Raw genomic sequence first — 17,731 nt, 5'->3', positions numbered from 1 at the left:
ATGCAAATGTCGGAATAGGATCGGCAGGTCAAGCTGCGAGTTTGCGCAACACATAGTGCAGGATACCCCCGTTGCGGTAGTAGTCGAGCTCGTCGAGCGTATCGATGCGGCAGAGCAGCAAGACACGGCGAAGCGAACCATCGCGAGAAACGATGTCCGCCGTAAGCTTCTGGCGCGGTTTCAGATTGCCCTGCAAGCCGCGAATCGTCACCGTCTCGTCGCCCTTGAGCCCGAGGGATTGCCAGGACGCGCCATCCTCGAAAGTCAGCGGCAGGACGCCCATGCCGACGAGGTTGGAGCGGTGAATGCGCTCGAAGCTCTCGCAGATCACCGCACGCACGCCGAGCAGCAGCGTTCCCTTGGCTGCCCAGTCGCGCGACGAGCCGTTGCCGTATTCGGCTCCGGCGAACACGACAAGCGGGACATTCTCCTGCTGGTACTTCATCGCGGCGTCGTAAATCGACATCTGCTCGCCGTCCGGCCAGTGCCTGGTCAACCCGCCCTCCGGGACGGTGCCATCAGCGCCCCTGAGCATGAAGTTCTTGATGCGGATATTGGCGAAGGTGCCCCGCATCATCACCTCATGATTGCCGCGCCGCGTGCCGTACTGATTGAAATCAGCCGGACGCACCTGATGTTCGCTGAGATATTTTCCGGCCGGCGACGTCAGCTTGATCGCGCCCGCTGGTGAGATGTGATCGGTGGTGATCTTATCACCGAGCATCGCCAGAATGTGCGCATCGACAATATCCGCAATCGGCTCCGGCTCCTTTTTCATCCCTTCGAAGTAAGGCGGGTTCTGCACATAGGTCGAATTCATGTTCCAGCGATAGGTCTCGCTCGCAACCGTCTGGATCTTGCGCCAGTTATCGTCGCCCTTGAACACGTCGGCGTACTTCTTCTTGAAGATTTTTGAGGTCACGTACTTCTTGATGAAGGCGTTGATCTCCTTCGAAGTCGGCCAGATCTCCTTCAAGTACACCGGCTTGCCATCCTTGTCCGTCCCCAGCGGCTCGCGGCTTAAATCTTTGGTCACCGACCCCGCCAGCGCATAGGCGACGACCAGCGGTGGCGAGGCGAGATAATTCGCCTGCACGTCCGGCGACACGCGGCCCTCGAAGTTGCGGTTACCCGACAGCACGGCGGCGGCGACAATGCCGTTGTCGTTGATCGACTTCGATATCTCTTCCGGCAGCGGCCCGGAGTTGCCGATGCAGGTTGTGCAGCCGAATCCGATCAGATTAAAACCAACCTTGTCGAGGTCGAGTTGAAGCCCTGACGCCGCGAGATATTCGGCAACCACCTGGCTGCCCGGAGCCAGCGACGTTTTCACCCAGGGCTTCGCGGTCAGTCCCCTCGCCGCTGCCTTGCGCGCCAGCAACCCGGCAGCCATCAGCACGCTCGGATTGGATGTGTTGGTGCATGAGGTGATCGCAGCGATCACCACGTCGCCATGTCCGAGATCAAAGTTGCGGCCTTCAACCGGGAAACGCGCCGTGGCGTCGGTCTTCCTGTATTCGTCTGCGAGCGCACTGGCGAAGCCGTCCGCGACTGCCGATAGCGGCTGGCGGCCCTCCGGCCGCTTCGGTCCCGCGAGGGATGGCACCACAGTTCCGAGATCGAGCGTCAGCTTTTCGGTGAATACCGGATCGGTCGAAGCGACGCTGCGAAACAAACCTTGCGCCTTGGCGTATTTCGTCACCAGTGCAACACGGGCCGCCGTGCGGCCGGAAGTCTTGAGATAATCGATGGTCGCCGCATCGATCGGAAAGAAGCCACAGGTCGCGCCGTATTCCGGCGCCATGTTGGCGATGGTCGCCTTGTCCGCGACCGACAGATGATCGAGGCCAGGTCCGTAGAACTCGACGAACTTGCCGACGACGCCCTGCTTGCGCAGCATCTGGGTGACGGTGAGCACGAGATCGGTGGCGGTGACGCCTTCCTTGAGCACGCCCTTGAGCTTGAAGCCGACCACGTCGGGCAGCAGCATCGATAGCGGCTGGCCAAGCATGGCGGCTTCCGCCTCGATGCCGCCAACGCCCCAGCCCAGCACGGCAAGACCGTTGACCATTGTGGTGTGGGAATCTGTGCCGAGCAGCGTATCCGGATATGCAACCTCGGTGCTGGCGGTCTTTCGGCCGATCGTCAGCTTTTCCTTCCTCGTCCACACCGTCTGCGCCAGATATTCCAGATTGACCTGATGGCAGATGCCGGTGCCGGGCGGAACTACGGAGAAATTTGAAAATGCCTTCTGGCCCCATTTCAGGAACTCGTAGCGCTCCTGGTTCTGCCTGTATTCCTCCACCACGTTCTTGGCGAACGCCTTGTTGTCACCGAAGAAGTTCACGATCACGCTGTGGTCGATGACGAGATCAACCGGCACCAGCGGATTGATCTTCTCGGGCTTGCCGCCAAGACTTTGCATCGCATTGCGCATCGCCGCGAGGTCGACCACCGCGGGCACACCGGTAAAATCCTGCATCAACACGCGGGCAGGGCGGAACGCAATTTCGTGATCGAGCCTACGCTTCTTCAGCCATTTGGCGAATGCGGTAATGTTCTCCTTCGTCACCGAGCGGCCATCCTCGTTGCGCAGCAGATTTTCCAGAAGAACCTTCATGGAATAGGGCAGCCGAGAGATGCCCTTGAGACCGTTTTTTTCCGCAGCCGGCAGACTGTAGTAAGCATAGGTCTTGCCACCGACCTTGAGGGTTTTCAGACATTTGAAGCTGTCGAGCGAAGCCATGTGAAATCCCGATCCAAAAAGTCTGGGGCGCCGGTCCGGCAAACTTTTAAGGTATTAAAACACCGCTGATACGCCGATTCCCCGGGGTTTCGTTACGGCGCGTTTTGTGCTGCATCAAGTTCCAGTTTTATAGAGTCTTTCCAGACCATCCGCCACGTCCACAATGCCTGTGCCCCCGCCTTTCAGCTCTCCACGGAAACAATCAGTTCCGCGAACAGGACCATCATGAGACTTTCAGGCAGCGGCTTGCGGTGCGTAAGGGGAGGGCGGGAGGTTTTTGTGGGCCTTGATGTGACGGCGGAGTCGGGCCGCGCGGTGGCGATCACCGGCCCCAACGGCGCGGGGAAAACGTCCTTGCTACGGCTGCTGGCCGGGCTGTTGGCCATGGCGGGTGGATCGATCGGCCTTGAGGGTGGCGATCCGGAGCTGACGCTGCCCGAACAGGCGCACTATCTCGGCCATCGCGATGCTTTGAAACCTGCGCTCACGGTCAACGAAAACCTGTCATTCTGGCGGGACTTCCTCGGCGGCGGAAAATCTGGCGAATCGGATGCGCTTGCAGCGGTCGGGCTCGATCATGTCGCGCATCTGCCGGCGGCCTATCTCTCGGCGGGACAGCGGCGACGGCTCTCGATCGCCCGGCTGCTGGCGGTCAAGCGCCCGGTCTGGCTGCTGGACGAGCCCACCTCGGCCCTCGACGTCACCGGCCAAGCCGCTTTCGCCGCCATCATGACCGGCCATCTCGCGGGCGGCGGCATCGTTCTGGCCGCAACCCATACGCCGCTCGGCATTGCCGTGCAGGAACTGCGGATCGGGAGGACAGCATGACCGCCCTCTCCGCCCTGGTCCGCCGGGATATCCGCGTCGCGCTGCGCGTCGGCGGCGGCGCGCTGATCGGCGTGCTGTTTTTTCTTATCGTCGTGGTGCTGATGCCGTTCGCGGTCGGCCCCGATCTCGCGCTCCTGAAAAAGCTCGGCCCCGCGATTCTCTGGCTCGGCGCGCTGCTTGCAAGCCTGCTGACGCTTGATCGCCTGTTCACCGCCGATCACGACGATGGTTCGCTCGACCTGATCGTCATGAGCCGCACGCCACTAGAACTGGCTTGCGCCGCGAAGGCGTTGGCGCACTGGCTGGCGGTAGGATTGCCGCTGGTCGCCGCAACGCCGATCCTGGGACTCCTGCTCAACCTCGACGCCGTCGCGACCGGCGCCGTGGCGCTGACGCTCCTTGCAGGAACGCCCGCGCTCACTTTCACCGGAATGATCGGCGCCGCCCTCGCCGTCGTCCTGCGTCGCGGCGGGCTGCTGCTCTCGGTGCTGGTCCTTCCGTTGTCGATCCCGGTACTGATCTTCGGCGTCGCCGCTTCTAACGCTGCGGTGTCCGGACCATCGCCGTTCGGCACGCCGTTCTCGATTCTGTGCGCGCTGTCGCTGGCGAGCCTTGTGATCGGCCCTTTTGCGGCGGCCGCCAGCCTGCGGCACGGGCTGGATTGAGGCGCAGCATGCGGCTAATCAATTTTTGCTCAGGAAAGAAACCGGACGCAAATCCGCATTGCCTGACGTAGCTACGGCGACTATCAGTGGTGCCATGACCCTGATTGATCTCGCCAACCCCTCCCGGTTTCTCACGCTTGCCGGCCGGATTCTGCCGTGGCTCGTGGCCGTTACCGCGCTGGTGCTCGCGATCGGCCTGTACCAGTCCGCCATCGCGCCCGACGACTACCAGCAGGGCGCGACCGTGAAAATCATGTTCATCCACGTTCCGAATGCGTGGCTGTCGATGTTCGTGTGGGGCGTGATGAGCATCGCCGCGCTGGGCACGCTGGTGTGGCGGCATCCGCTTGCGGACGTCGCTGCCAAGACCGCCGCTCCGATCGGCGCAGCCTTCACATTCCTTGCCCTTTTGACCGGATCACTGTGGGGCCGGCCGATGTGGGGCACCTATTGGGAATGGGATGCGCGGCTGACCTCGGTGCTGATCCTGTTCCTGATGTATCTCGGCCTGATGGCGCTGTGGCGCGCGGTTGAGGATCCCTCGCGCGCCGCGCGCGCCGCCGCGGTGCTGACGCTGGTCGGCTCGGTCAACATCCCTATCATCAAGTTCTCGGTCGACTGGTGGAATACGCTGCATCAGCCGGCCTCGGTTATCCGCATGGGTGGCTCGACACTCGACCGCTCGTTTCTGATCCCCCTGCTGGTGATGGCGATTGGATTTACGCTGCTGTTTCTGACGCTGCATATCGCGGCGATGCGGAATGAGATCCTGCGCCGACGCGTGCGCACCTTGCAGATGCTGCAAGCCAGCAAGTCGGCGGCGTGACGACCATGACGCTCGGTCCTTATGCCTCTTTCATCGTGACGTCCTATGTATCGGTCGCAACCGTGGTTGTGGCGCTCATTGTCTGGGTGATCGTGGATTACCGCCGTCAGAAGGCGCGCCTGCGCGGCCTTGAAGCCGCGGGCGCCATCAGGCGATCGGGGCGCAGCGCTGCGGAGGTTCAATGACCGACCCCGCAATTCCGTCGGCCACCCCCAAACGACGTTGGTTGATGGCGCTGCCGCTCGTCGTCTTTGCCGCACTGGCACTCTTGTTCTGGTTCCGACTCGGCGACAGCGATATTTCGCGAATCCCCTCCGCGCTGATCGGCCGTGCCGCGCCTACAACCACGCTACCGCCACTGTCCGACCTCATGGCGGATGGCAAGCCGGTGCCGGGGATCGACCCCGCAACCTTCGTGGGCAAGGTCAGCATTGTGAATGTCTGGGCTTCCTGGTGCGTCCCCTGCCATAGCGAGGCGCCGCTGCTGACCGAGTTCGCCAAGGATCGGCGCGTGCAATTCGTCGGCATCAACTACAAGGACGCCCCCGACAACGCCCGCCGTTTCCTCGGCCGCTACGGCAACCCGTTCGACGTCGTCGGCGTCGACAGCCATGGCAGGGCCTCCATCGAATGGGGCGTCTACGGCGTGCCCGAGACCTTCGTGGTCGCGCGCGACGGCACGATCGCCTACAAGCTGGTCGGGGAGATCACGTCCCAAAATATCGAAGCGGTGCTGAAGCCGGAAATCGAAAAGGCCCTGAAGGCGGGCTCGTAACATCGCTTTGTCGTCGCGACGAAGACACCGCGAGAATATTCAGGGCATTTATCCGCCGTTCATTTGACGGCCATGCCGCCGCCGCAAATTCCCAGCTAACTTGGCGTCGCCAGCAAACACCCGCTCAGGGAGGTTTTCATGCGCCGTTACACGCTCGCCTCGATCACCACCGCCGTTCTTGCGCTCGGCCTGCTTGTTTCCTCACCATCGATGGCCCAGTCGTTTCAACCCGCTCCCCACTCCGACAGGATGGCGCCGGCGGGGAAAACGGCGCCTGCCAGCAAGACGGCGCCCGCGAAATCCGACGCGGAAAAGCTCGACATCAACACCGCGACCAAGGAAGAACTGATGGCCTTCAAGGGCATCGGCGACAAGTATTCCGACAAGATCATCGCCGGCCGTCCCTACGCCAAGAAGGACCAACTCGTCTCCAAGAAGATTCTTCCTGAAGCGACCTACGAGAAGATCTCCGGCCAGATCATCGCCTCGCAACCAAAGTAAATCACGCCTTCGTTGCAAATTGCTCTCGCAAGCCGCGAAAGGATGGAAGCGATTAGCCTTTCCCGATATCGCCTTCCCTCGCGTCGCTGGCCTCGAGCGTGGCGGGCTCCAGCTGATAGCGTTTAGTCAACGGCATCTGCATCATCGCGAAGATCATGGTGAGCGGGACCGCGCCGAAAACCTTGAAGTTGACCCAGACATCCGTGCTTTGGGTACGCCAGATGAATTCGTTGAGGATTGCCATCGCGAAAAAGAACAGCGCCCAGCGCAGCGTCAACAGCCGCCAACCGCGCGGCGTCAGATTGAACACCTGATCGAACATGATCGCGATGAAGGAGCGGCCGAACAGCAACCCGCCGCCGAGCACACTTGCGAATAGCCCGTATATGATGGTCGGCTTCACCTTGATGAAGGTTTCGTCGTGCAGCACCAGCGTCAGCGTACCGAACACGATGACGATACCCCCCGTAACCAGGGCCATCAACGGAATATGTCGGGTCACCGCATAGGAGGCGATCATCGCCACTGTGATCGCCACCATGAACGCAGCCGTTGCGACGAACAGGTTAAACTTCGCATTGGCGGCGAAGAACACCAGCAGCGGCCCGAGTTCGGTCGCAAGCTTGAACAGCGGGTGCGGTTGCTTCTTGTCCATCCATCCTGCCTGTTGTGACCGTCCGCGAAAGCGGATGATCCGATATTCCGAACGGTTTCGATATCCCGTCGACGCGGGCATGACAAAAAAACTAGGTCTCGATCCCCGCGACCGCCCGTGCGAAATCGCGCGCGGTGAACGGCGCGAGATCGTCGATGCTCTCGCCGACGCCGATGAAATGTACCGGCAGTTTATGCTTCTCCGCCAGCGCCACCAGAATACCGCCGCGGGCGGTGCCATCCAGCTTGGTCATCACGAGACCGGTGACCCCGGCAGTGCGATGAAATGCCTCGACTTGCGACAGCGCGTTCTGTCCGACAGTGGCATCGAGCACCAGCAGCACCGCATGCGGGGCCAATGCATCGACCCTCCGGATGACGCGAACCATTTTTTCAAGTTCGTTCATCAGTTCCGCCTTGTTCTGCAGGCGGCCCGCCGTATCGATCAGCAGCACATCGCGTTTCTCGTTCCGCGCCTCCGTCAGCGCGTTGAACGCCAGACTGGCCGAATCCGACCCCTGCGCGCCTGCGATGACCGGCGATCCGGTCCGCTCACCCCAAACCTTCAATTGCTCGATCGCCGCAGCCCGAAACGTGTCGCCGGCCGCCATCATCACCTTGCGGCCCTCGGCGGAAAATTTCGCCGCAAGCTTGCCGATGGTCGTCGTCTTGCCGGAGCCGTTGACACCCACCACCAGAATAACGAAGGGCTTTAACGTGTCGTCGATGACCAGCGGCCGTGCCACCGGAGCAAGAACTTTTTCCACTTCGGTCGCGACAACCGCCTTCACCTCATCGGCGGAAATCGCCTTGTCGTAGCGTCCCTCGCCCACCGCCTCCGCGATGCGTTCCGCAACCGCGGTTCCAAGATCGGCGCGCAACAGCACGTCCTCAATGTCGTCGAGCATCGCGCGGTCGAGCTTGCGCTTGGTGACAAGATCAGCCACTGCGGTCCCAAGCGAAGTCGAAGTCCGCTTGAGGCCGCCGGACAGCCTACGCCACCAGCTTTGTTTCGGTTTGTCCTCGGTGCTGTCGCTCATTATGGAGGTGTGTTAGCCGTTTCGACCTGCGAGCGAAAGGGTTGAGCGGCCCGATGCCAAAAAGCTGCGATTTTCGGATGAGGCTATGCCGACATCGGAATTAATGTGAGCCATGGATACAGCACAGCCGACGCCGGAGGAAATCCAGGCCCGCGTGCTCCACCGCGACGGGTTGATGCTGGTGATCGACAAGCCGGCCGGCATCCCCGTGCATCGCGGTCCCAAGGGCGGCGCCAATCTCGAAGCGTCGTTCGAGGCGCTGCGGTTCGGCCTGCCGCGACCGCCGGTGCTTGCCCATCGGCTTGACCGCGACACCTCGGGCTGTCTGGTACTCGGACGCCATCGCAAGGCGACGGCTTCGCTCGGCTTGCTATTCAAGCACGGCAAGATCTCAAAAACCTACTGGGCCGTGGTCGAGGGCGGCCCTGCCGAGGACGAAGGCACCGTCGACATTCCGCTCGGGCGGCTGAACGAAGAACGCGGCTGGTGGCAGAAGCCAGATCCGAACGGGTTGCCGTCGGTCACGAAATGGAAAGTGCTGGGGCGATCTCCTCTTAATATCTCCCCTTCTGAGGAAGGGGTCGAACGCGAAGCGTGCAGGAGCGAAGTAAACTCAAGCGGCTGTGAGGCTGCAGTTCACCCCTTTCCCGAATCCTCCCCCACAAAGGGAAATGGAGTTCAGTTCACCTGGCTGTCGCTGGAGCCGGTTACCGGCCGCACCCATCAACTGCGCGTCCATTGTGCGGCGATGGACTGGCCGATCGTCGGCGACACCATTTACGGAACCGAGGCCAGTTTACGCCGCCTACGAAACGAACAATACATCCCGCGCTTCGGCGAACCTAGCCTTCACCTGCATGCGCGCGAGATCGCGATTCCCCTTTCGAAGAACAAGCCGCCTGTCGTGGTCACCGCGCCGGTGCCGGCGCATTTGCACGCGTTGCTCAAGGTCTGCGGTTGGAGCGGGCAGTAAAAGTAAAGGCCGGCTGGCAGTGGGCTGCCGGTCAACGGCCAAGTTCTGTACATTCCTGGCCGGGTGGGACCTCCAGCGTCGATGACGGCAGGCTGGCTATAGCTCCACGGGAACTCGTCGCGGGGCGAAACCACGACAATTCACCTTGAATCCGTCGCGGTCCTGCTTCATATGATAGCACGGCCTTGAAAGATATCAGGTCACTGCGAGCCGCGTGTTCTGAGCCCGTCCGACGGTTTCTGGCTTGCCCTTTCTCTAGCTAACCTCATCGACGCCCCAAACACGCGGGTGTCACAGACGCCCTGGTACGCTCCGGCCGATGTGGCCCGGGCGCCTGGTCGCATAATGGAAAGAAACAGCCTTTTGTCTACCTTTCAGGATTTCGGCCTTGCCGATCCGATTTTGCGTGCGCTCGCGGAAGAAAACTATCTGACGCCCACGCCCATCCAAGCTCAAACCATTCCTCTTGCCCTTACGGGACGCGACATTGTCGGGATTGCCCAGACTGGCACCGGCAAGACGGCGGCCTTCGCGCTGCCGATCTTGCATCGGCTGCTGCAGAATCGTATCAAGCCGCAATCCAAGAACTGCCGGGTTCTGGTGCTCAGCCCAACGCGCGAGCTTTCGGGCCAGATCCTCGAAAACTTCAACGCCTACGGCCGTCACATGCGCCTGACTTCAGCTCTCGCGATCGGCGGCGTCCCGATGGGACGGCAGGTCCGCTCTGTTATGCACGGCGTCGACGTCATGGTCGCTACGCCAGGACGCTTGCTCGATCTCGTTCAAAGCAACGGCCTGAAGCTCGGCCAAGTCGAATTTCTCGTGCTGGACGAAGCCGACCGTATGCTCGACATGGGCTTCATCCATGACATTCGCAAAGTCATCGCCAAGCTGCCGGTGAAGCGGCAAACGCTGCTTTTCTCGGCCACCATGCCAAAGGACATCGCAGAACTCGCCAACCAGATGTTACGTGATCCGGCTCGCGTCGCGGTAACACCGGTCGCCTCGACCGTGGACCGCATCGCCCAACGCATCATCCAGGTCGATCATGCCAACAAGTCCGCGTTCCTGGCCCAGCTTCTGAAGCAGGAGCCGGTCAACCGGGCGTTGATCTTCACGCGAACCAAGCACGGCGCCGACAAGGTCGTGAAAAGCCTTGCCAAGTCCGGCATCAGGTCGGATGCGATCCACGGCAACAAATCGCAGAACCACCGCGAGCGCGTGCTGGCGGCGTTCCGAACTGGCGAGATCCGGACGCTGGTTGCGACCGACATCGCGGCGCGGGGCATCGACGTTGACGGGATCAGCCACGTCGTCAATTTCGACCTCCCGAATGTCCCGGAGACTTACGTCCATCGCATTGGCCGCACCGCGCGCGCAGGCACCGAAGGCGCGGCGATCTCCCTGGTCGCCGGAGCGGAAGAAATGGCCTATCTCCGCGATATCGAGAAACTGATCCGCGTGGTACTGCCAAGAGAAGACCGCCGGACACCGGGGCAGCGTGAGACCGCGCCGGCTCAGCAACAGCCTCGCAGCGGACGCCCCGCACCCCACGGTCATGCGACCAGAGCGGACGCCGCCGCTCCCGGCGCAAAAAGCCCGCGCCGTCGCCGCCGTAATGGCAAGGGGACGCCGCAAACGAACCGCCGATCGGAAACCGCCCGGCAAGAGCCCTCCCGTTCATCACAGGGGAGCAAGGCCGACGGGATGCAGGGGGTTGCGTTCCTGCATCGCAAAAGTCGGCCTGCGCGCCTTAAATCCAACCAGCCGCCTCAGCGCTAGCGGGTGAATGTGACGTTTGCTATCCACTCGCGGCAAGTCGATAAGAGAATGCCGATCCAGAGATCATTTGCAGGACTCCTGTGCAGGACTCCTGCCCGACGGATGCAAATGCTAGAATCGCAAGACCAGAGCGGGCGAGCAAGTAGCGGTTTTCCGACCCTTCCCGCTTATCAGAATATCGGAATCGATCACGGTCATGGTTTTGGATCGCCTCGATCCACTATCATCGTGATCTAGTGAACCGCCACTCGATCCGGAGAAACTCATGGCGAAAGAAGAACTGATCCAGTTCGAAGGACTGGTTACCGAAATTCTGCCCGACGCCCGCTATCGGGTGCAGCTCGATGCCGGACACGAAATTGTTGCCTATACCGCCGGCAAGATGAAAAAAAATCGGATCAAGACGCTGGCCGGCGACCGCGTCACCATCGAGATGTCCCCCTACGATCTGGAGAAGGGACGTCTGATCTTCCGCCACAAGGACGAGCGTCCCGGTGGCCCGCCGCGCAGCGGACCACCGCGCGGTGGCCAGTTTCGCCGCAGATAACCTTCTCGGCGTGGGGGGGAAGACCGCTCGCCGATAGGGGGCCAAAGGCCCGGCGACGCATCTTTTAAAAAATCCTGCACGTCAGGATTGTTTCGGAGCTTACCTTCGAATAATATAGGGTTAGCGATTTTCGGCCGGACGACATTAGCTACCACCGGTATAGCCGGTTTAGACGCTGACGACCCTTCCAAAAATCCAATCTCACCAGCCCGCCAAAAGCGGGCTTCGACATACGTACTTGATAAAGGGACTACCCGTGAGCATGGGAACCGTGAAGTGGTTTAACGCAACCAAGGGCTACGGCTTCATTCAACCTGACGATGGCGGCAACGACGTGTTCGTTCACATCAGCGCAGTTGAGCGTGCCGGACTCGGAACGCTGCGTGAAGGACAGAAGATCAGCTACGAAATCGTCGCTGATCGCCGTTCTGGAAAGTCTTCAGCCGACAATCTCCGCGCGGCTGGTTAGGCAGCGACCTGCTCCTGTTGATAACCAAAAGATCACATCAGAAGAAAGGCCGCGCCCTCAGCGCGGCCTTTTTTGGTTTGTGACGATACCTTGGAGTTTTCGCGTAACTTCAACTGGTCGGGCAAGGAGGATAAATGCCAGAGGCCGGCGTGGGATAGGTGACGCAGCTGAACTTACGCGGGCGGGTATAGGTAGTGTCGCTCAGCTTGATGCCGGCCTTCGAGATGACGTAGCCGACGATCGGCTGATAGAGATAGCTGACCTCGCTGAAGATCAGGTACTGATTTGGGAGCACCTTGCCAGACGAATCCCGCCCGATGAGCCCCGAGGGAATGCCGACCGTTGACCCTGTACCTCGCGGCGCTTTGCCCTTGCTCCATTGCACCCGCGCCACCGAAGACGCAGGATCGATATACAACTCCGAAATCGTGGCCTGAACCGGTGCCGAGGGATAGGGCCACATGATGCCGTAGCCGGCAGCCAAAAAATTCGTCACGTCGGCATCGTTAACCCCCCTGGACTGCGAGGTGAGATCGGACAGAGTCCGCGCGACCAGCGTGACCTTGCGCTTGACAGCCACGCCTGATGACACATCGATGGTCCCGAACAGCATCACCAGCATCATCGGCACGATCATCGCAAACTCGGTTGCTGCCATGCCGCGCGAATCCCGCCGCAGCGCTGCGGCCGTACGTCTGAGGCAAGACCGGAAGTTCGAGCCATTTCCGTTCCGATCAAATCGGAACGAGGCTCCAGATTCTTGTTTTGACGCGTTGTCTTCACGCCAACCGGCATCCACTTCGCTCGAAAACACTCTCAACATCGGCTTCACATTCTCAATTCGCATACACTGCCGTTTCCCGCATCGATCATCAGGATGATGGTGTCGGGGTCGGATAGGGCTCGTTCTTGAAGGCGGCCGTCGCCGACAGCAGCCGCTTGTTGTCGCCTAGGTTGGCGATGTTGTAACCGAGCCCCGTGACATACAGCGGCCACTGATAGAACAGCCGCACGACGACGATGTCTCCCGGACCGCCGGGGTTGTATTTCGTGTTATTGAAATCTCCGCTCGAGACCGGATTGGAGATCGCCACGCTCCCGAATCCGGACGGGTAGCTCTGGACATCGACAAAGATGCCGTTCTCACAGTCGAACAGAACACTGGCGTACTTGCAGACGATGTTGGCCTTGAAACTCTGTTTCGTGAGATTGTTGATCTGCGCCTGGCCGGTCATGATCGTCCGCGCGGAGTCCTGCAAGGCGGTCTCAAGGCTCTGGCTCGCAAAAAACACCATTCCTGTCTCGATGATCGCGAACAGGAGCGCGAAGAACAGCGGTGCGACGAGAGCAAATTCCACCGCCGCGGACCCGCGCTGGTTGCCGCGAAAACGAGCCGCGCTTACGATTGTGGACCTGAGGCGGAGAAACGGCGACATCGTGAAATCCTTGCACACGGCGGGATTTATCTACTGTCAAGGACTAGCCGAAACTGATTGTTGAAGTGTTTCGCCCGATAGAAGCAGAATGCCCCTCGCCGTATACCAGATATTAACCGATTCTGAATCGGTGAAGCAGCGCTGCTGCCAGCAGAGCTGGAAGCCCGGTCATCAATCGGCGTTCTTATTTTGTGGAGGTGCCGCCGGCCTGCGAACTCAGATTGCTGGCTTGGTCCATTGTCGCCTTGAAGTAAGCGGTGCTGTCCCCGAGGGTGACCCGTTTCTGGCAAATCGGCATGCAGCTATACGATTCACGTTCCAGGCCGCGATAGACCGTCACCATCTGATCGCTTGGCCCTTCGACCTGAATGATGCGATCCACCAGAATGCTTCCGGCGCGGTCCATCGCAATCACGTTGGTTGCGCCATAACCCTTACCGGTCACGACAACGAGGCCGCCAGGCTGCAGGGTAACGTCGGCAATTAGCGGGTTACCGACCACAATCGTCGCGATATGCCCGGGCAGCCTGACCAGCTTCGCTTGGTCGACATTGACCGAAATCGGCTCACTGGTCACTTCGGCGGGAGCCGCCGCTGGACCAAGCAAAATTGCCGCTGCGAGCGACATGCCGATGACCGAAGCAGGCGAAGGGCCGCGCAGGGACTTAAACCACATACTCTACTCCGGAACGCACAGGGGCCGAAAAGGACAATGCCAATACTGCCGGCCACGACATCAAATTTGCCGTTAATTGATGAATGAACTGCAAACGCGCACCAGGGGAACGTGCCGGCGCCTCGCTTTCGGACGAAGGGCGATCTGCAAAAGTCGCCGCCGCGAACATGCTCCAGCGCAGTCTCATGTCGAACGCATTTTTATAAATCTCCTTTAAATATAAATTCACTCTGAGACACACACAGCCGGTTATGACTCTGTTTTATTCAATCGAATTAACTGCGCTGCAATTCTCCCCGCTTACGGTGACGACATGGTCACGGTGCTGAGAACGCCGTTAGGACCAGGTAGTTCGACAGCCACGTGAACACATGGAGCTAGCTATGAAGACCCTTTTTTCCCGTTTTCTGAAGGATGAGTCCGGCGCGACCGCTATCGAGTATGGACTGATCGCCGCCGGTATTTCCGTCGCGATCATAACCGTTGTTCAAACCATTGGCACAAGCCTGTTTACCAAGTTCACCGCGGTCAATGCCGGACTTCAGTAAGTCCGTTTATCGCGCTGCCATACGAAAAGCCCCGGCTTGCCGGGGCTTTTCTGCCTCTGCTGTCCTTCTTTTTCGCGCAGCCACGATCATGTCCAGACCTTCCGTGCCCAAGACGCATTCTTCGCCCTATGATGAGCCAACGAAACGGGCGATCCAAACCATTTGCATGGCACTCACCATCGCCGTCATTGCCATTGCAGCCAGAATTATCGCTGTATGGCCATGACCTTTCTCATTTCCAGAATGTTCACATCGGACGGCTACGATCGGACTCCATAACGGATTACGCCGTAGAGGAAATCGGGACTGGTATCTCCATGGCACTCGATGTCGCACGATTGCTGTTATTCCCCGCCTTGATGGCGTTCGCGGCCGCGAGCGATCTGCTGACCATGACGATCTCGAATCGAGTCTCGCTGCTTTTGGTAGCCGGCTTTCTCGTGATGGCTCTCCTGAGCGGCATGGGACTTCACGAGATACTATCCCATGCGGGAGCGGGGCTGGCGGTTCTCGTTGTGGCCTTCTCCTGTTTTGCGATGGGTTGGATCGGCGGCGGCGACGCCAAGGTGGCCGCCGCGGCCGCGCTCTGGTTCGGCTTCGGACATACGCTGGAGTACCTCGTCTATGCTTCCCTACTCGGCGGGGTTCTGACGCTATCGCTGCTCCAGTTCCGGCAATGGCCCTTGCCGGCATTACTTTGCAGTCAAGACTGGCTACTGCGACTGCATGGCAAGAATACAGGAATTCCGTATGGCATCGCGCTCGCCTTTGCCGCTCTGCTGATTTATCCGGAAACCGACTGGATACGTGCAGTCGATCTGACGCGCTTTGGTTTCCAGTGATCGCGCACAAGCAACATCTCATTAACGCGATTTAGATACGCCTCATTAACCATGCTTTGACGAATAAATGTTCAACTCCCGTGACGGCGACGCAAGCGCCGCGCCGTAACGTGGAAAATCAAGCGCATGAATACCGCCCGCATTGTCGTTCTGACCATCGCAGTCGGCGCTGGCGGCCTCGCCGCCTACCTCGCGAGCGGATCCGACAAGAAACCCGAACCCGCTCAGACGGTAAAGCTGCCGACCGTCGACGTCCTGGTTGCGAAGTCGGATATCCCGCTCGGCCAGGCGGTCACCGCAAGCGACGTGGCATGGCAGACCTGGCCAGCGGACAGCGCCAGCAGCAGCTTCATTCGCCGCGACCGACGTCCGGACGCCACCACGCAACTCGAGGGGTCGATCGCCCGCTCGCCCTTCATCGCCGGAGAGCCCATTCGCGAACCCAAGCTCGTCAGCGCAAAGGGATCCGGGTTTATGGCGGCGATCCTGCCAACGGGGATGCGCGCGATTTCGACCGAAATTTCGCCGGAGACAGGCGCTGGCGGCTTCATTCTTCCCAATGACCGCGTCGACGTGATCCTCTCGAGGCGGGAGAAAGACGCCGATCATCCGAGCGGGGATTCCGTCAACTCGGAGACTATTCTCGGCAACGTACGCGTTCTCGCGGTCGATCAGACCATCGAGGAGAAGAACGGGCAAAAGGTCGTGGTCGGCAGGACCGCGACGCTCGAATTGAAACCGGAGCAGGCGGAGACGCTGGCGCGGTCGCGCCAGATGGGAACGCTGTCGCTCGCGCTGCGCAGCCTCGCCGACGCCAATGCCCCGGAAAGCGACACCGATGATCGGAGGCGCGACAGCATCAATGTCGTCCGTTACGGCGTTCCGTCTCAAACCACCGTGCAGAGGTAATGAGGACGCCCGTCATGGAATGGACGACAAAACCCACATCAGTACGGGCCTTTGTGTCACGGTCATTCGCCTTCGCGGCCATTGGCGCTTTCACGCTGAACCCGGCGTTGACGCCAGTGTTCGCGAGCGATTACCGCGTGTCCGCCGCAACGGCCGGCGCAAAGATGTCCGCGCAATCTCTCTCGCTCGGTATCGGTAAGTCGGTGGTCGTGGATTTGCCCCGCGACGTGAAGGACGTTCTGGTCGCCGACCCGAAGATCGCAAATGCCGTGGTGAGGTCAGCGCAACGCGCCTACATCATCGGCGCGGCAGTCGGTCAAACCAACATCATATTCTTTGACAGCAGCGGCCAGCAGATTTCGGCTTACGATATCGCGGTCACGCGCGACCTAAACGGCTTGCGCACCGCGCTCAAGCAGCTTTTGCCGAATGCCGCTATCAAGGTCGATGGCTTGGGTGACGGAGTCATGCTCTCAGGATGGGTGTCGAGCCCGATCGAGGCGCAACAGGCTGGCGATCTCGCCGCACGCCTCGCCGACGGCGCACAAAAAGTCGTCAACAATATCGCCGTACGGGGTCGCGACCAGGTCATGCTCAAGGTCACGGTCGCCGAAGTCGCTCGCACCATCATCAAGCAGATGGGCATCGACCTCACCGCCAACATGAACTACGGCACCGCGGTCGTGAACTTCAGCAATTCGAATCCGTTCACCGCTCTCGGTAGGCCGCTTGTAACTGGAAATGGTCTTAGCGGATCCTCCGGCCTGACAAATCTCCTGCCTGGGCAGGCCGGCTATCCGGGGGTGGTCCCGAGCGTACAAGCTACGCTTCGGGCGATGGAAAGCGCAGGTGTGATCCGGACGCTCGCCGAGCCGAACCTCACCGCGATATCCGGTGAGTCGGCAACGTTCGTCTCGGGAGGCGAGTTTCCCATTCCAGCGGGCTATTCATGCGATCCCGCAACCCGGGTCTGCCTGACGCAGATCAGATTCAAGAAGTTCGGCATCTCGCTGAATTTCACGCCGGTGGTACTGACCGAAGGCCGGATCAGCCTGCGGGTGATGACCGAGGTTTCGGAACTGTCGAGCGAGAATTCGATGACGATAACCCAGACAATCGGCAACTCACTCACCGTCCCATCGATAAGAACCCGGCGCGCGGAAACGACACTGGAGATTCCGTCCGGCGGCTCGATGGCCATGGCCGGCCTGATCCAGGAGCAGACCAAGCAGGCCATCAACGGCTTGCCCGGACTCACCCAGCTGCCGGTCCTCGGATCGCTGTTCCGCAGTCGCGACTATGTCAACGGACAGACCGAACTGGTGGTCCTCGTAACTCCCTATGTGGTGCGCGCCGTCGCACAAAAGGATCTGTCACGGCCCGATGACGGTTTCGCCGACGCATCCGACCCGCAGTCCGACCTCCTGGGAAGCATCAACCGCATCTACGGCGCTCCGGGTCGTGCCGAACCCGCGCGTAACTATCGCGGCACCTACGGCTTCATCACCGACTGA

20 protein-coding genes are annotated in these 17,731 nt (G+C 60.4%); 14 read left to right on the top strand and 6 right to left on the bottom strand.

All coding sequences use genetic code 11. The annotated features are described in order from the left end of the window. Nucleotides 1-28: 28 nt before the first annotated feature. Nucleotides 29-2,746, bottom strand: coding sequence for an aconitate hydratase AcnA (gene acnA, locus GGQ85_RS05390; protein ID WP_309773701.1), 2,718 nt, complete (start codon nucleotides 2,744-2,746; stop codon nucleotides 29-31). Between the two features lie 225 nt (nucleotides 2,747-2,971). On the opposite strand from acnA, the gene ccmA reads away from it, so the two are divergent. The 6 genes from ccmA to GGQ85_RS05360 all read left to right on the top strand — a co-directional run bounded on the left by ccmA (nucleotide 2,972) and on the right by GGQ85_RS05360 (nucleotide 6,341). Further along, nucleotides 2,972-3,574: a heme ABC exporter ATP-binding protein CcmA gene (gene ccmA / locus GGQ85_RS05385; RefSeq protein ID WP_309773700.1), complete on the top strand. Its 603-nt coding sequence runs from the start codon at nucleotides 2,972-2,974 to the stop codon at nucleotides 3,572-3,574. Further along, nucleotides 3,571-4,239, top strand: a complete 669-nt coding sequence (ccmB, locus tag GGQ85_RS05380) for a heme exporter protein CcmB (protein ID WP_079445373.1) — start codon at nucleotides 3,571-3,573, stop codon at nucleotides 4,237-4,239. The genes ccmA and ccmB overlap by 4 nt, the downstream gene beginning before the upstream one ends. A 94-nt stretch (nucleotides 4,240-4,333) precedes the next feature. Beyond that, nucleotides 4,334-5,065, top strand: coding sequence for a heme ABC transporter permease (locus GGQ85_RS05375; RefSeq protein ID WP_079445372.1), 732 nt, complete (start codon nucleotides 4,334-4,336; stop codon nucleotides 5,063-5,065). 5 nt (nucleotides 5,066-5,070) lie between these two features. Next, nucleotides 5,071-5,250, top strand: a complete 180-nt coding sequence (ccmD, locus tag GGQ85_RS05370; protein WP_079445404.1) for a heme exporter protein CcmD — start codon at nucleotides 5,071-5,073, stop codon at nucleotides 5,248-5,250. Next, a complete protein-coding gene (locus GGQ85_RS05365) occupies nucleotides 5,247-5,840 on the top strand; it encodes a DsbE family thiol:disulfide interchange protein (RefSeq protein WP_309773699.1) in 594 nt (197 codons plus the stop codon). The genes ccmD and GGQ85_RS05365 overlap by 4 nt, the downstream gene beginning before the upstream one ends. Before the next feature lie 138 nt (nucleotides 5,841-5,978). Then, a complete protein-coding gene (locus tag GGQ85_RS05360) occupies nucleotides 5,979-6,341 on the top strand; it encodes a ComEA family DNA-binding protein (RefSeq protein WP_309773698.1) in 363 nt (120 codons plus the stop codon). Between the two features lie 52 nt (nucleotides 6,342-6,393). On the opposite strand, the gene GGQ85_RS05355 is transcribed toward GGQ85_RS05360, so the two are convergent. Together GGQ85_RS05355 and ftsY are read right to left on the bottom strand one after the other, a co-directional pair. After that, entirely contained in the window at nucleotides 6,394-6,996 is a 603-nt protein-coding gene (locus tag GGQ85_RS05355) for a septation protein A (protein WP_079445369.1), read from the bottom strand. A 91-nt stretch (nucleotides 6,997-7,087) separates the two neighbouring features. Continuing rightward, nucleotides 7,088-8,035: a signal recognition particle-docking protein FtsY gene (gene ftsY, locus GGQ85_RS05350; protein WP_309773697.1), complete on the bottom strand. Its 948-nt coding sequence runs from the start codon at nucleotides 8,033-8,035 to the stop codon at nucleotides 7,088-7,090. 112 nt (nucleotides 8,036-8,147) lie between these two features. Between ftsY and GGQ85_RS05345 the strand changes: the two genes are divergently transcribed. From GGQ85_RS05345 to GGQ85_RS05330, 4 genes are all read left to right on the top strand, one after another. Next, the gene (locus GGQ85_RS05345; RefSeq protein WP_309773696.1) at nucleotides 8,148-9,008 is read left to right on the top strand and encodes an RluA family pseudouridine synthase; all 861 of its coding nucleotides are present in this window, start codon (nucleotides 8,148-8,150) and stop codon (nucleotides 9,006-9,008) included. 345 nt (nucleotides 9,009-9,353) lie between these two features. Beyond that, the gene (locus GGQ85_RS05340) at nucleotides 9,354-10,790 is read left to right on the top strand and encodes a DEAD/DEAH box helicase (RefSeq protein WP_079445366.1); all 1,437 of its coding nucleotides are present in this window, start codon (nucleotides 9,354-9,356) and stop codon (nucleotides 10,788-10,790) included. 265 nt (nucleotides 10,791-11,055) lie between these two features. Then, complete coding sequence (infA, locus tag GGQ85_RS05335; protein WP_011313644.1) at nucleotides 11,056-11,337, top strand: translation initiation factor IF-1; 282 nt, start codon at nucleotides 11,056-11,058, stop codon at nucleotides 11,335-11,337. 256 nt (nucleotides 11,338-11,593) lie between these two features. Then, nucleotides 11,594-11,806: a cold-shock protein gene (locus tag GGQ85_RS05330; protein ID WP_002714433.1), complete on the top strand. Its 213-nt coding sequence runs from the start codon at nucleotides 11,594-11,596 to the stop codon at nucleotides 11,804-11,806. 109 nt (nucleotides 11,807-11,915) lie between these two features. Here GGQ85_RS05330 and GGQ85_RS05325 read toward each other — a convergent pair whose 3' ends face one another. The 3 genes from GGQ85_RS05325 to GGQ85_RS05315 all read right to left on the bottom strand — a co-directional run bounded on the left by GGQ85_RS05325 (nucleotide 11,916) and on the right by GGQ85_RS05315 (nucleotide 13,918). Next, a complete protein-coding gene (locus tag GGQ85_RS05325) occupies nucleotides 11,916-12,464 on the bottom strand; it encodes a TadE family protein (RefSeq protein WP_309773693.1) in 549 nt (182 codons plus the stop codon). Nucleotides 12,465-12,678: 214 nt separating this feature from the next. Beyond that, nucleotides 12,679-13,242 carry a TadE/TadG family type IV pilus assembly protein gene (locus GGQ85_RS05320; RefSeq protein WP_309773692.1) on the bottom strand — a complete coding sequence of 188 codons (564 nt, stop codon included), beginning with the start codon at nucleotides 13,240-13,242 and terminating at the stop codon, nucleotides 12,679-12,681. A 184-nt stretch (nucleotides 13,243-13,426) separates the two neighbouring features. Beyond that, nucleotides 13,427-13,918, bottom strand: a complete 492-nt coding sequence (locus GGQ85_RS05315; RefSeq protein ID WP_309773691.1) for a pilus assembly protein N-terminal domain-containing protein — start codon at nucleotides 13,916-13,918, stop codon at nucleotides 13,427-13,429. Between the two features lie 383 nt (nucleotides 13,919-14,301). On the opposite strand from GGQ85_RS05315, the gene GGQ85_RS05310 reads away from it, so the two are divergent. From GGQ85_RS05310 to GGQ85_RS05295, 4 genes are all read left to right on the top strand, one after another. Continuing rightward, a complete protein-coding gene (locus GGQ85_RS05310; protein WP_309773690.1) occupies nucleotides 14,302-14,466 on the top strand; it encodes a Flp family type IVb pilin in 165 nt (54 codons plus the stop codon). A gap of 317 nt (nucleotides 14,467-14,783) precedes the next feature. Continuing rightward, entirely contained in the window at nucleotides 14,784-15,308 is a 525-nt protein-coding gene (locus tag GGQ85_RS05305; protein ID WP_309773689.1) for an A24 family peptidase, read from the top strand. Between the two features lie 126 nt (nucleotides 15,309-15,434). Further along, nucleotides 15,435-16,217, top strand: coding sequence for a Flp pilus assembly protein CpaB (gene cpaB / locus GGQ85_RS05300; protein WP_309773688.1), 783 nt, complete (start codon nucleotides 15,435-15,437; stop codon nucleotides 16,215-16,217). A 14-nt stretch (nucleotides 16,218-16,231) separates the two neighbouring features. Next, nucleotides 16,232-17,731 (top strand): type II and III secretion system protein family protein, encoded by a 1,500-nt coding sequence (locus GGQ85_RS05295; RefSeq protein ID WP_309773687.1) that lies wholly within the window; start codon nucleotides 16,232-16,234, stop codon nucleotides 17,729-17,731.

The organism is Nitrobacter vulgaris, assembly GCF_031453995.1.
GTDB classification, from domain to species: Bacteria; Pseudomonadota; Alphaproteobacteria; order Rhizobiales; family Xanthobacteraceae; genus Nitrobacter; species Nitrobacter vulgaris.
This window is presented reverse-complemented; position numbering and strand designations above follow the sequence as displayed.

Bases quoted from the DNA above. Each gene is read 5' to 3' on its own strand.
- acnA (WP_309773701.1), bottom strand. From the start codon at position 2,746: ATGGCTTCGCTCGACAGCTTCAAATGTCTGAAAACCCTCAAGGTCGGT.
- ccmA (WP_309773700.1), top strand. From the start codon at position 2,972: ATGAGACTTTCAGGCAGCGGCTTGCGGTGCGTAAGGGGAGGGCGGGAG.
- GGQ85_RS05320 (WP_309773692.1), bottom strand. From the start codon at position 13,242: ATGTCGCCGTTTCTCCGCCTCAGGTCCACAATCGTAAGCGCGGCTCGT.
- GGQ85_RS05305 (WP_309773689.1), top strand. From the start codon at position 14,784: ATGGCACTCGATGTCGCACGATTGCTGTTATTCCCCGCCTTGATGGCG.
- GGQ85_RS05315 (WP_309773691.1), bottom strand. From the start codon at position 13,918: ATGTGGTTTAAGTCCCTGCGCGGCCCTTCGCCTGCTTCGGTCATCGGC.
- infA (WP_011313644.1), top strand. From the start codon at position 11,056: ATGGCGAAAGAAGAACTGATCCAGTTCGAAGGACTGGTTACCGAAATT.
- GGQ85_RS05310 (WP_309773690.1), top strand. From the start codon at position 14,302: ATGAAGACCCTTTTTTCCCGTTTTCTGAAGGATGAGTCCGGCGCGACC.
- GGQ85_RS05360 (WP_309773698.1), top strand. From the start codon at position 5,979: ATGCGCCGTTACACGCTCGCCTCGATCACCACCGCCGTTCTTGCGCTC.
- GGQ85_RS05355 (WP_079445369.1), bottom strand. From the start codon at position 6,996: ATGGACAAGAAGCAACCGCACCCGCTGTTCAAGCTTGCGACCGAACTC.
- ccmB (WP_079445373.1), top strand. From the start codon at position 3,571: ATGACCGCCCTCTCCGCCCTGGTCCGCCGGGATATCCGCGTCGCGCTG.
- ccmD (WP_079445404.1), top strand. From the start codon at position 5,071: ATGACGCTCGGTCCTTATGCCTCTTTCATCGTGACGTCCTATGTATCG.
- ftsY (WP_309773697.1), bottom strand. From the start codon at position 8,035: ATGAGCGACAGCACCGAGGACAAACCGAAACAAAGCTGGTGGCGTAGG.
- GGQ85_RS05345 (WP_309773696.1), top strand. From the start codon at position 8,148: ATGGATACAGCACAGCCGACGCCGGAGGAAATCCAGGCCCGCGTGCTC.
- GGQ85_RS05295 (WP_309773687.1), top strand. From the start codon at position 16,232: ATGGAATGGACGACAAAACCCACATCAGTACGGGCCTTTGTGTCACGG.
- cpaB (WP_309773688.1), top strand. From the start codon at position 15,435: ATGAATACCGCCCGCATTGTCGTTCTGACCATCGCAGTCGGCGCTGGC.
- GGQ85_RS05340 (WP_079445366.1), top strand. From the start codon at position 9,354: ATGGAAAGAAACAGCCTTTTGTCTACCTTTCAGGATTTCGGCCTTGCC.
- GGQ85_RS05375 (WP_079445372.1), top strand. From the start codon at position 4,334: ATGACCCTGATTGATCTCGCCAACCCCTCCCGGTTTCTCACGCTTGCC.
- GGQ85_RS05365 (WP_309773699.1), top strand. From the start codon at position 5,247: ATGACCGACCCCGCAATTCCGTCGGCCACCCCCAAACGACGTTGGTTG.
- GGQ85_RS05325 (WP_309773693.1), bottom strand. From the start codon at position 12,464: ATGGCAGCAACCGAGTTTGCGATGATCGTGCCGATGATGCTGGTGATG.